Consider the following 11,502-nt stretch of genomic DNA (forward strand, 5'->3'; position numbering starts at 1 on the left):
TTTACACCTGCGTTTCCGGGGTGGTGATGAAAAGTTCGGAGCTTTCGGTGAGACGGAGCTGGCAGGACAGCCGGGAGTTCTCCTCGCGGTCCACGGCGGTGCCGTAGAGCATCTCGTCCTCCATGTCCTCCATCGGCGGAAGCTGCTCGAGGCAGTCCTCCCGGACGAAGACGTGGCAGGTGGCGCAGGACAACGAGCCGCCGCACTCGGCGACGATTCCGGGAACGCCGTTGCGCACCGCGGTTTCCATGACCGAGTCGCCGGGATTGCCTTGGACGTCGCGGACAACGCCTTCGGCGTCAGTGAAATGAACCGTTGGCATGTGGCTCTCCTTGGGGTTGAAGTCGGTTTTCTTGGAGGTGGGGGGCTAGATGAACTGCCGGCCGCCGTCGACCACCATGGTTTGGCCGGTGTAATACGAGCTGTCGGGTCCGGCGAGAAACAGCGCGGCTCCCACGATGTCCTCGGGCTGGCTGGCGCGTTTAATCGCACCGCGGTCCACGCCGTAGTTCTCAGCGTTCTCCATCAGCCCGTAGCTGGCCTCCGTGAGCGTGAAACCGGGGGCGATCGCGTTGACCGTGATCCCCCGCCGGCCCAGTTCCTTGGCCATGACCCGGGTCAGGGCCACCACGCCACCCTTGGAGGCGACGTAGTGCAGCCACTGCTCGGAGCCGCTGAAAATGGTGGCGCTGGAGAGGTTAATGACGCGCCCGCCCTGCGGCAGATATGGACTCGCGGCGCGGGTCACCAGCCAGGGGCCCTTGAGGTTTACGTTCATCACCAGGTCCCATTCCGCCGGGTCGATGTCCTCAAACGGGCTGCGTGTCACGCCTGCATACACCGCGGCGTTGTTAACCACGACGTCGATGCTCCCGTTCCCGAACTCCGCGCAGCTTTTCGCCAGGTTCTCGGTGGAGTCGACACTGGTGACGTCCGCGGAGAAGGCAGCCGCGTCGGCGCCGCTTTCGCGGACGAGTTTCGCCGTCTGTTCAGCGCCCTCGAGGTTGATGTCAGCTACTGCCACACGGTATCCGCGGCCGGCAAAGCCGATCGCAAACGCCCTGCCCAGCCCGCCGGCGGCACCGGTGATGAGGACGGTTTTTCCCGCTTCTTGCCCGGTTGCGGGCACTGTCTCTTCAGACATGGCTGTGGCTGTGGGCGGCCCCGGGGCCGGTGGCCAGCAGCTCGTCCTCGGCACCAAGGATTTCGACCGTGCCCTTGGTTCCGTCCACGCGCAGCCGCTGGCCGGTTTTGATGGTGGTCGAGGCGGATCCGGTGCCGGTGACGGCCGGAAGTCCGTACTCGCGGCACACGATCGCGGCGTGGCTCATCATTCCGCCGATGTCGGTGACTGTAGCCTTGATCTTGCCGAAGATCGGGCCCCAGGACGGTGCGGTGACCGTTGCAACCAGGATCTCGCCCTGCCGGACCTCGGAGAGCTGGTCTGCGTCGGTGACGACGCGGGCCAGGCCTTCCACCACGCCGGGTGACGCGGCCATGCCGCGCAGGCCGCCGCCTTCAACCGCTTCGCCGGCACCCAGCCATTGCTGGACCTGCTCGGTGGTGATGCCCCACAGCATCCGGGTGAACGGTTCGGTGAGGGATTCCGGCGGGGTGTTCAGGGCAGGGGCGGGGCGGGCTGTCTTGAGGGCGTCCACGATGCCACGGCGGCGCTCGACCTCTTCGGGCCAATAGTCCGGGCCGATAGGCTTGGCGCCAACTCCCCAGCCGGTGACCAGGTCAAAGAGCGCGTCGCGGACCTCGTTGCGGCCCAGGTACAGCAGGTCGTCCGGCTCGGTCCAGAAGCCTTCCGCCTGCATCATGCGGGACAGCTCGCGGATCTTGCGCCAGAAGACACCCATGGTCCAGTGCTCGATGTAAAAGTTATGGTTCTCCACGTACGGGTAGGCGGTGGCGGCAAGCCCGCGCTTGGCGTCGAAAATCGCCTGGTTTTCGCCTTCCAGCAGGTCGCGGTATTCCTCGATGATGCGGTCGCGTTCGGCGATAAGGGCTTCCACGGGGCGCATGATTTCCTGGCCTTCGTCCACGCGGCGGATGTAGTCCGCGATGTAGCCCAGCGGAATTTCCTGGTGCTCATTCCAGTACTTGTCGTGGCCGTAGAAGCCGTTGCCGACGGTGAAGTTGAACCACGGGTCCTTGGCCCCCTCGTACTGGGCCATCCACTCTTCCCCACCGGAAGCGGAGGCAATGGCACCCAAGGTAGCGTTCACGTCGTCGGTGTTTCCGAAGTGGGCCTGCAGCCCGAGTTCCACGGCGAGCTTGGCCAGCTGCTTGAGCTCGTCGTCCGGGCGGAACAGTTCCATGTCGACGCCCTGCACCATGGTGGCGATCGACTGGTCCGGAACGTTGGGGAAAACCTGCTTGCAGAAGTTGAAGAAGTCCAGGTAGGCGATGTAGCCGAGGTTCAGGAACTCGAAGTGGTACTGCCAGTTCTGGTAGGCAAGCTGGATGAGGCGGTCGTAGCTTTCCAGCAGCTTCTCCGAACCGTCCTTGCCCTTGCCCGCAACGATGTCCTCCATGGGGACGAGTGCCGGGAGCTTGGGGAAGGAGATGGTCTCCATCTCCGCGATGGTGCCCTTGACCTTGACGTGCCACTCCTTGAGCAGCTGTTCCCAGTTCTGGAAGTAGTGGCCCACCCGCTGCTCAAACAGGGGCACGCGGGCTGCGATCTGGTCCTCAGGCACGGGGATGGGCGACATGTAGAGGTAGCCAAGGTGGATGCGGAACTCGATGCCGTTGGCGTTGGGGATCAGCAGGTGCCGGGCGTTGTACTGGCCCAGGCATTTCACCGCGAATTCGCCGCCGATGGTCTCAAAAGGCTTGAAAACCGTGGGCCAGTGCTGGCTGTCGCAAAACCAGAACTTGGCGTCTTCCTGCTCCTTGAGCTTGTCCTGGAAGACCAGATAGTAGGGGTAGATCTTTTCCCAGCCCTCGGCCCCGGCGGGGACCGGAAGCTCGGAGGGTTTGGGGAAGGACTTGAGGGACATGGCGGTCCTTTCAATGGGGCTCGGCGTTGAGCCTTGGTGTGTGGAGCTTGGCCTGAGGAGCTCGAGGAGCTTCGGTGGGGCTTTGTGGAGTGCTTAGACGGGGGGCTTGAACAGGGAGGCGGTGATGCTGCCGAGGCTGAAGCCGCCGGTGGCTGGGGTGGGGCTGGAGAGTCCGCCGTAGTAGCCGCCGGTGGTGGCCGTGGGCTGTGCGGCCGGTTTAGAGGAGTGCACGGTCTCGGGACGGCTCTGCAGCAGCAGGAGGTTTTCGCCGTCTGGCAGGTCCGAATCCAGGGCCCATTCGATGTCCTGCGGGCACTTGTAGTGCTTCTCGGCCCGCTTGGCCATCTGGGCGACCGCGGTGAGTTCCGCGTCGGTGAGGCTGCGGCGGCCGCGGCGGTCGGCGTCGACCTCGCGTTCAGTGAGGCGCTTGGCGCCGAGGTCGGGAACCAGTTCGGCGTGCTTGTCGCCGAGGTGTTCGTTCACGACGGCGAGCGTGACCTTGTCCAAGACGATGTTGTCCGGCGTGACCTGGCCTGAGACGACCATTTCGCCCACACCGTAGGAGGAATCGATGGTGATTTTTGAACGGTCACCGTTGGTGGGATCCATGGTGATGGCGACGCCGGAAACGCGGGAGTTGACCATCTTCTGCACCACGACGGCCATGGAGAGGCCCTCGTTGAGGATGCTGTTCTTCAACCTGTAAATAATGGCGCGCGAAGTGTAGAGGGACGCCCAGCACTGGCGGATGTGTTCAGTGACAGCCTTGACGCCGTCGAGCCAGAGGTAGGTGTCCTGCTGCCCGGCGAAGGAGGCGTCCGGGAGGTCTTCCGCCGTGGCGCTGGAGCGGACGGCCACTGGGACGGGGGCGTCGAAGCGGGACATTAATGACTCGTAGGCCGTGATGGTCGGGTCGCGCAGGGCCTGGGGCACCGGGCGGGAGCAGATGTCCTCGCGGATGATGGCGGAGACCTTGTCCACCTGGGCGGTGTTCTCTGGGTCCAGGTCGGCGAGCAGCTGGTTGATTTTCGCTGTGATGCCGGCCTCGTCCATAAAGGCATCGAACTGGGCGGTGGTGACAACAAAGCCCGGCGGGACGGGCATGCCCGCGGAGGTCATGGTGACCAAGGAAGCGCCCTTGCCGCCGAGGTATTCCAGTTTCGGCTCGATCCCGCCGTCGAAAAACTGGATGTAGTCGTTGCTTTCCATGGTTTTAGCCCTTCCAGGTGACGGGGACGGTTTCGGGGACGCGGAAGGAGAGGTTTTCGCGAAAGTCGATGGATTCAGGGTCCTCCAGCTGCAGCGCCGGGGCGAGCCGGGCCACCTCCTCGAGTGCGATTTTGGCTTGGAGTTTGGCGAGCATGTTGCCCAGGCAGTAGTGGATGCCGAAACCGAAGGAGAGGTGCTCGCGGGCGTTGGGGCGGGTGATATCGAAGTCCTCGCCGGCTTCGAACTTGTTCTCGTCACGGTTTGCGGAGCCCATCAGCAGGAGCAACTGGGCACCTTCCTCGATGGGGACGCCGCCCACCTCGGTGTCTTTGAGGGCCTTGCGGCGCCAGCCGACGATCGATCCTGCGTAACGGAGGACCTCGTCGATCGCTGCCGGGATCTTTTTGGGATCTTCCACCAGCTGCTGCCACTGTTCGGGCCGTGCAAGGAGTTCGCGCAGGGCGTTGGAGATGAGCGTGGTGGTGGTTTCGTGGCCGGCGAACAGGAGGCTGTAGAGGACGGAGGCGATCTCGTGGTCGGAGATTTCCGCCCCGTCCTGCTGTGCCTTGACCAGGTCTGCGGTGAGGTTGTCGCCGCCGTCCTGGTGGGCCACCCGGACCAGACGGAGGCATTCCTGCCAGTACTCCACCAGGTTGTGAGCGTGCGGGATCTGCTCCTCATCGCTGAGGTCTCCCCAGGTCATGGCTGCACGCGAGTCACTCCAGCGCTTGAACGTGTCCACCTGGGAAACGTCCGCGCCGATCAGGGTCAGGATGGTGATGGTGGGAACGTCATAGGCAAGGTCGCGGACCAGGTCGCCCTGGCCTTCGGGGCGGGTCAGCATCTTTTCGATCAACGCCACCACGTTCTGCCGGATGGAGGGTTCCAGCGCCTTGTAGCGGCGGGGGGTGAAGGCCTTCTGCACTACGGCGCGGATCCGGGTGTGCTCCGGGGGTCGACGGGCCGATAGGCCTGAATAGGCGGTAAACCCACCGTCTTCCATGATCTTTTTAGCAGCGGGGCCCCGTTCCCGGACCGGCGCCTGGGCATTGTCGCTCGAGAAGGTCTCCCAGTCCCCGAAGACAGCCTTGACGTCGTCATAGCGGGAGACAACGTAGAGGCCGACGCGCTCATCGAACATGACGGGCTGTTCCGCCCGGAGTTTGGCGTAGGCCGGGAAGGGATCCTTCATCTGGAACGGCTCGTAGCCGTGGTGCCCGGCGGGGGCTTCGGCGCCGTACCCGAAGGGACAGCGCCCGGCCGTTTCTGTCGACGATGACATCTGGACTCCTGGTGGTTTGGTTCCGCCGGCAGCGTCAGGCACGGCGGCGGTTTCTACTCACCAGTGTGTCCCTCATCACCGCGACGTGACAGGGAATGCTTCCACTGAGTAGAAGCCAATGCGTTCTTGCCCTGGTCTTCCCGGCAGAAGTTCCGGTCAGTCCTTTGTCACGTTCTGATTCCCGAGCAGGGTCTCGAGCGGGATCCGGGCGGTGGCGCGCTCGATCTGGGCGGAAATTCCCTTCAGCACCGGCAGGTGCCGGGTCATCGTGGCAGCCTGGCTGGTGGGCAGCACCAGGCCGATTGACGCCCCGATCCTTCCGGTGTGGAACACCGGGACGGCGATGGAGCAGGAACCTAGCCGCACCTCCTCCAGGGTGGTGGCATATCCCTGCTCACGAATTTGGACAAGTTCCTCGGCCAGCCGCTTGGGGTCAATGTGAGTGTGCGCGGTGTGTCGCTCCAGCTGCCGGTTCAGGTAAGCGTCGCGGACCCAGTCCTCGTCAAAGGCGAGGATGACCTTTCCGACAGCGGTCGCGTGCATCGGGAGCCTGCCACCGACGCGGGAGGCGCGCGGGACTCTCCTGGAGCTGTAGACGCGGTCGATGTAGAGCACCTCGTGGCCGGCCCTGACGGCAAGGTGTGCGGTTTCACCCGTCAGGGAGAACAGATCCTGGACGTAGGGGCGGGCTGCGTCGCGCAGCTGCCGCCCGGTGTTCTGGGCTAGCTCCCACAGCCGGATGCCCGGCTGGTAGCGCCCGTTTGGCTCGCGCGAAAAGAAGCCCCATTCCGTCAGTTCATTGACGAGTCTGTGAGTCGTGCTCAAGGGCAGGCCGGACTTCGCTGCGATGTCGGTCAGGCTCAAGGCCCCGCGCGATTTCTCGAATGCCTCCAAAATGGCCAGAACCTTGGATGTCACAGTCCGGCCTGGTTCGCGGCTGCCGCCGGCCATCGCGACTCCTTATCCGCTGTGTGTCCACTGCAAACCGCCTCCCGGCAGTTCCATCAGAGTCTAGTCTGCGCTCAGCAGTGCCTGTCGTTGAGGCCACAACGTGACGGACTCCAGCGCTGACAGCGCGCTGGCCATCGCTTTCGCTTCCTCAGTGAAGAGGTAACCATGGACTCGCTGGCTGCACAGCCGCAGGGCCTGATTCCGGTCCAGCCCGAACCAGTCCATGACGGTGTCAACGCCGTGCGGGCTGAGCCGCCAGGCCTTGTCCGCGTCCTTCACGATCGCGTCCTCTATAGAGAGCGCAGTCCGCCGGGAGTCGTGACCGTCGATGATGACAAGAATCTCAGGGACCTTCGAGGCGTCATAACCTGTCCGCACCAAGATGTCGGCAGCCAGTCTGGCGCCTTCCTTTTCGTGGAGAAGGACCAGATCCGGCCTTCCGCCCCCTGGAGCAATGGCCTGCAGAACCTCCTCCGGCGGCACCTCGGACCACCCCACGTCGTGGAGCATTATGGCCGGGAGGACGATGGCAGGGTCGGCCTCGGGGTGCGATTCCAGCAAGGCACAGGCGAGACCAAGTGCGTACAGTGTGTGCGCGTCGTTGTCTCGCACACGAAGCAAAGGCGCTGCAAGCTCCCACATTGCAACGAGAGCAGGATCCAGGGTGATTACACCTTCTGGTTCCGCCTCAATGTAAGTCAAGACATCCCGCCCGTAATGGTTCGCCGTCGCCTGCAACTTAGTCATGCTGCAACAATGCGTCGTCGCCTACGCTCACGGCAACCGAAAACAACCACTGAGTGGAAGCCACCAGGGGCCAGAGACCCCGGGTGCGAAAAAATGACTTCATCCCGTCCCGGATCATTGGCTCGGCCGCGACCAGAGGGACCGCTCGGGGCGAACGGGGTCCTGCTGGTCTTTGGCCTGAATCGGCTGGGAAGGTTCCACCGACCGCCCTCTACGTCGCAGTGATCCGCACCGGTAGGGACATACTTCTCACGCAAACGCTCGGTGGCCTCACCCAGCGAGATGGTCCACTCCTTCGGCATCGCCTTGTTCACCAGGCGCCAGCCCAGCGTCGTAGACGCCAGCGTCATGTCCCCCGCGGGGTACGGTTTCTCCGTCTTGGGCAGCACCCAGGGCGCGCGGGACATCGATTCTGCCCCGCCCACCAGCACCAACTCCGGATCACCGGCGTTAATTTGGCGCGAAGCGATAATCGCCGCATCCAGCGAGGACTTGCCAAGCGGTCTTGAACGCGTTGGCCGACGGGACCCCGCAGTAAATGGCGGTCTGCAGCAGGATCTCCTTGATGTCGTCCCTACTCAGGCCGTTGGTGAGGGCCGCGCGGACGTGGATGGCCAGCTCGTCCCAGTGCCCCTGCGCCACCATCGCGGTGAGGGTCACGGCGGAACGCATCTGCCGGGACAGGCCCAAGCTCCTTAGCGTGTTGCGTGATTTGCTGATGTCTGTCAGCGGGTGGCATGTTCCCCTGATTCGGCTTTCAGCCAGAGCGGCAGCGCCGGCACGTAGGCAGCCAATGCCTCGAAGGCCCCCTGCTCTGTGTACGGGGTGGTAACTGCTGCAACGTAGCGGTCGGGCCGCACCACAATGGTCATGCCGCTGCCTGCAGCAGCCGCGAAAGCGCCGCTGGTGTCGGTTACGCCGATCAGCGCGGGGTGGTGGCCGCTGTCGTCGTTCTTCGCGGGTCCGTTGCTATCAGTACCCAGCCGCTTGACCTCAATGGGCGCACTACGATCATGGGGGAAGTGCAGCAGTGCCCAGCCCGAACCGAGGAGGGTATCCAGTGGGACGGCGCTTCCGGTGGACAGCCTGACCTGCGGCTGGGACAGGGAACGGCCCACCAGCATGGCTGCCCACTTTGGAGCTTCAGTGCTCAGGTGAGCCACGCATCCTTCGGTGAAGTACGGCTGTTTGAGGAACTTCATACCGGCTAGCCATGCCTTGGCAGCGGGAACGATGCCGGAGGCGGTAATGGCGGCATCACGGATGGCAGTGAGCGCCGGGTTGACGTTCATCACCACTTTGCCGATCCTGTGGGACAGGCGCACCATGTCCACCGCGTGCGGACGCCGCTCCGTCTGGTAGGTGTCCACCAGGGCGTCAGTGCCGGTTCCGCGCACGTGCGCGGCGATCTTCCATGTGAGGTTGGCGGCGTCGCGGATGCCGGCGTTGAGGGCCTGGCCGGCAAACGGGGGCATCATGTGGGCCGAGTCGCCTGCGAGGAGCACGTGCCCCACGCGGTAACTTAGGGCAACGCGCTGGTGCGCAACGTAGACCGCCGCCCGGCGGATATCGGCCGCAGCAATCTCTTGGAACGGCGCGATGAGCCTGATGATGGTTTCCGGAGACGTCATCTCCGCCGCATCCTCACCGGGCAGGAGCATGAACTCGTAGCGGCGGCGTCCGTGGACTCCGGGGACCACCACGACGGGGCGTGTCCCGTTGCAGTGGAATTCGGAAAACCGCTCCGGTTCGCCCGGGGTATTGATGATGTCCACCACGATCCATTTCTGGGTCTGGGTGGAACCTTCCATAGGGATGCCGAGCTGGGAGCGGACCGGACTGCGGCCGCCGTCGCACGCCACCACCCATTTGGAGCGGACGGTGTACCTGCCCTCGCCGTCGATCAGTACCGTCTCTACATGCTCGGGGCCGTCCGTGATGCGGAACGCTTCGGTGGTGAAGCGGATGTCGATCGACGGACGGCTCCGGGCGGCTTCTAGCAGCAGTGATTCCATGACGGGCTGGTCGAACTGGGACTTGCCGGGGTGGCCTAGCCGCGGGGCGGCCGGGTGGACCTCCGCCAGCAGCTGTTTCCTCCGGCCGTAGTAGCGGGCGCCGGTGTCCATAAGCATTTCAGGTGCCAACCGGTCCAGGATCCCGATCTGCTGCATAACGCGCAGGGTCTCGTCGGTGACGCTGATGGCCCGCGGTTCGTCGCTGGTACCGGCATGACGTTCAACGAGCATCACGTTAACGCCCTGGTCCGCCAGCAGGTTCGCCGTGGCCAGGCCGATGGGGCCTGCGCCGATGACAAGTACGTCGGTTTCGATGATTGTGTCCATGCCGATGTGGGTTCCGTTCCTATAAGGGTGCAGGCTGGGCGGGAGCAGGGCAGGTCAGGGGACGAGTTCCACCGTGTTTTTCAGGGTCCCCAGACCGGTGATTTCCACTTCCACCACGTCACCTGCCGAGAGGAGCCCGGACGGTTCCATGAACAGGCCCACACCGCCGGGTGTGCCGGTGACGATCACATCTCCGGGCGAGAGCCTGGTGAAGCCGGTGACATAGGCGATCAGCTGCGGAATGGTGAAGTACAGGTCGGCAACGGAGGCCTTCTGGCGGATGTCACCGTTGACCCGGGTTTCCAGGGTGAGCTTGTTGACGTCGCCCAGCTCGGCGGCCGGGACAAGGTAGGGGCCAAACCCACCGGTGCCGGGGAAGTTCTTGCCGGGAATCCACTGGGAGGCCGCGAGCTGCCAGTCGCGAACGCTGAGGTCGTTGTAGGCAGCGTAGCCGGCAACGTAGTCGAAGGCGTCCTCCTCGGCGACGTGGAATGCTTCCTTGCCAATGACCAGGGCCATTTCGCCTTCGTAGTCGAACTTGGCGGTGGTGGCAGGCATTTGGGCAGGCTGAAGGTGGCCCATCTGGGAGTCAGCGAAGCGGGTGAAGACAGTGGGTGCCTTCTGTTCCGTCTTGCCGGATTCCTCCTGGTGGCTGCGGTAGTTCACGCCGATGCAAAGAATCTTGCCGGGATCCGTGATGGGCGGGAGGAACTCGATGTCCGCTTCCGGTCGGGACGGGGCGTTGCGGAACTCCTCGCCAACGGTGCCGAAGATGCCCTGCTCGACGGCGACGCGGAGCGTGCGGGCAAGGTTGGCTCCGCTGGGGCCAAGATCGTACGCCTGTCCGTCGGCAATGATGCCCCAAGTGGGGGAGCCGTCTGCGGATACGAAGGTTGCGTAGTTCATGTGTGGTTCCTTTCACGGCGCCGGAGCGCCCCGGGAGGTGATGTTGATTCTCTTTGGGCGGCGGCGCCGCCGGCTAAAGGGGTACATCGATACGGACAATACATTATCCTGTCTTTAGGCATTATTGCTATAGTTATGGATTGTTAGGCTATCGGCAAGGACTTGGTGACCTCCCTGGTGACCGACTGGGCGCGACTCTCCTAGGAACAACCGAGCAAGCTGGACCGCCGCGTCGTGCAGCGCGCCGGTGCGCGTCTCCGGTTTTCTCGAAAATTTCTATCTCCTAGCTGACACGGCGCCGGCAGTAGTCCACAGCTGAGGAGGCGGGATCGATCAAGAATTGTGCACTATAAGTGCCAGCCCCTCGAGAGCACGTAGTAAAGGAGAGGAACATGGGCCCCAGCAATACAGTCCTTGGCACCAAGGTTCCCTCTGGCGCTGCATCTGACATTCCCCTGAATCACATTGTCATCGCCGCCGTCATCCAATGGCGGGGCAGGATTGCCCTGTTTAGAAGAAGCCGCCGCCCTAGCCACGACAGCGGCCTTTGGCACTGCATCACCGGATTTCTGGAACCCGGGGCGACACCGGAACAGCAGGCTCTTGAAGAACTCTTCGAAGAAGCGGGGCTGCGGGCCGAAGACCTCCAGGCGCTCCGTCAAGGACCGGACCTCGTGGTCACCGACCGCTTTGGAACCCCGTGGCTCATTCACACTTTCACCGCCCTAACATCCCGAAGGCGGCTGAAAATCAATTGGGAGCACGACTCCTACCGGTGGACCGATCCTCGCAAGGCGAAGCGCTTTACTAATCGCGTCACCTGGCTAGACAGCGTGCTCGATGCAACCGGTCACGGCGCCCCCGACAGTCCCGGCCCTTAACCGCGGGTTAGCTCCTAAGCTCGAAGCTAGGCCAGCGAGTCAGTCAATGAACGGAACCAGAGTCGGTGGACCCTCCGTGTCAGTTCTTGGCATGCCCGCCGACGCCGGGGCTCGATTCAGCGGCGCCATCCGCCCCTGTACAGGGCCGTTCTGCACATCCACTGTGGCCACAGCGT

Annotated in this window: 10 protein-coding genes and 2 pseudogenes; 1 reads left to right on the forward strand and 11 read right to left on the reverse strand. The window is 63.8% G+C overall.

What is annotated here, in order from left to right; genetic code table 11:
* Position 1: 1 nt before the first annotated feature.
* The 11 genes and pseudogenes from AC5RU7_RS16850 to AC5RU7_RS16900 form a co-directional block, all read right to left on the reverse strand.
* Complete coding sequence (locus AC5RU7_RS16850; protein WP_494053200.1) at positions 2–322, reverse strand: 2Fe-2S iron-sulfur cluster-binding protein; 321 nt, start codon at positions 320–322, stop codon at positions 2–4.
* 45 nt (positions 323–367) lie between these two features.
* Positions 368–1,144 (reverse strand): SDR family NAD(P)-dependent oxidoreductase, encoded by a 777-nt coding sequence (locus AC5RU7_RS16855; protein ID WP_494053201.1) that lies wholly within the window; start codon positions 1,142–1,144, stop codon positions 368–370.
* Positions 1,137–3,008 (reverse strand): PEP-utilizing enzyme, encoded by a 1,872-nt coding sequence (locus AC5RU7_RS16860; RefSeq protein ID WP_494053202.1) that lies wholly within the window; start codon positions 3,006–3,008, stop codon positions 1,137–1,139. The genes AC5RU7_RS16855 and AC5RU7_RS16860 overlap by 8 nt, the downstream gene beginning before the upstream one ends.
* A gap of 93 nt (positions 3,009–3,101) precedes the next feature.
* Complete coding sequence (locus tag AC5RU7_RS16865; RefSeq protein ID WP_494053203.1) at positions 3,102–4,217, reverse strand: PEP/pyruvate-binding domain-containing protein; 1,116 nt, start codon at positions 4,215–4,217, stop codon at positions 3,102–3,104.
* A gap of 4 nt (positions 4,218–4,221) precedes the next feature.
* Entirely contained in the window at positions 4,222–5,499 is a 1,278-nt protein-coding gene (locus AC5RU7_RS16870; protein WP_494053204.1) for a cytochrome P450, read from the reverse strand.
* 156 nt (positions 5,500–5,655) lie between these two features.
* Positions 5,656–6,450: an IclR family transcriptional regulator gene (locus AC5RU7_RS16875; protein ID WP_494011160.1), complete on the reverse strand. Its 795-nt coding sequence runs from the start codon at positions 6,448–6,450 to the stop codon at positions 5,656–5,658.
* Positions 6,451–6,510: 60 nt separating this feature from the next.
* Entirely contained in the window at positions 6,511–7,197 is a 687-nt protein-coding gene (locus tag AC5RU7_RS16880; RefSeq protein ID WP_494011159.1) for an HD domain-containing protein, read from the reverse strand.
* 233 nt (positions 7,198–7,430) lie between these two features.
* Positions 7,431–7,688 (reverse strand): annotated as a pseudogene (locus tag AC5RU7_RS16885) (thiolase family protein); the annotation flags it as partial.
* Positions 7,648–7,884 (reverse strand): annotated as a pseudogene (locus AC5RU7_RS16890) (carboxymuconolactone decarboxylase family protein); the annotation flags it as partial. The pseudogenes AC5RU7_RS16890 and AC5RU7_RS16885, both read right to left, overlap by 41 nt.
* Positions 7,885–7,922: 38 nt before the next feature.
* Positions 7,923–9,539: an FAD-dependent monooxygenase gene (locus AC5RU7_RS16895; RefSeq protein ID WP_494053205.1), complete on the reverse strand. Its 1,617-nt coding sequence runs from the start codon at positions 9,537–9,539 to the stop codon at positions 7,923–7,925.
* Between the two features lie 54 nt (positions 9,540–9,593).
* The gene (locus AC5RU7_RS16900; RefSeq protein WP_494011157.1) at positions 9,594–10,445 is read right to left on the reverse strand and encodes a fumarylacetoacetate hydrolase family protein; all 852 of its coding nucleotides are present in this window, start codon (positions 10,443–10,445) and stop codon (positions 9,594–9,596) included.
* 392 nt (positions 10,446–10,837) lie between these two features.
* Between AC5RU7_RS16900 and AC5RU7_RS16905 the strand changes: the two genes are divergently transcribed.
* The gene (locus AC5RU7_RS16905; protein WP_494011156.1) at positions 10,838–11,326 is read left to right on the forward strand and encodes an NUDIX domain-containing protein; all 489 of its coding nucleotides are present in this window, start codon (positions 10,838–10,840) and stop codon (positions 11,324–11,326) included.
* Positions 11,327–11,502 lie beyond the last annotated feature (176 nt).

Source organism: Arthrobacter sp. K410C, assembly GCF_059090105.1.

What these genes read in the sequence shown, in the direction of transcription:
- AC5RU7_RS16900 (WP_494011157.1), bottom strand. Translation starts at nt 10,445, where the DNA reads ATGAACTACGCAACCTTCGTATCCGCAGACGGCTCCCCCACTTGGGGC.
- AC5RU7_RS16895 (WP_494053205.1), bottom strand. Translation starts at nt 9,539, where the DNA reads ATGGACACAATCATCGAAACCGACGTACTTGTCATCGGCGCAGGCCCC.
- AC5RU7_RS16880 (WP_494011159.1), bottom strand. Translation starts at nt 7,197, where the DNA reads ATGACTAAGTTGCAGGCGACGGCGAACCATTACGGGCGGGATGTCTTG.
- AC5RU7_RS16850 (WP_494053200.1), bottom strand. Translation starts at nt 322, where the DNA reads ATGCCAACGGTTCATTTCACTGACGCCGAAGGCGTTGTCCGCGACGTC.
- AC5RU7_RS16855 (WP_494053201.1), bottom strand. Translation starts at nt 1,144, where the DNA reads ATGTCTGAAGAGACAGTGCCCGCAACCGGGCAAGAAGCGGGAAAAACC.
- AC5RU7_RS16870 (WP_494053204.1), bottom strand. Translation starts at nt 5,499, where the DNA reads ATGTCATCGTCGACAGAAACGGCCGGGCGCTGTCCCTTCGGGTACGGC.
- AC5RU7_RS16865 (WP_494053203.1), bottom strand. Translation starts at nt 4,217, where the DNA reads ATGGAAAGCAACGACTACATCCAGTTTTTCGACGGCGGGATCGAGCCG.
- AC5RU7_RS16875 (WP_494011160.1), bottom strand. Translation starts at nt 6,450, where the DNA reads ATGGCCGGCGGCAGCCGCGAACCAGGCCGGACTGTGACATCCAAGGTT.
- AC5RU7_RS16860 (WP_494053202.1), bottom strand. Translation starts at nt 3,008, where the DNA reads ATGTCCCTCAAGTCCTTCCCCAAACCCTCCGAGCTTCCGGTCCCCGCC.
- AC5RU7_RS16905 (WP_494011156.1), top strand. Translation starts at nt 10,838, where the DNA reads ATGGGCCCCAGCAATACAGTCCTTGGCACCAAGGTTCCCTCTGGCGCT.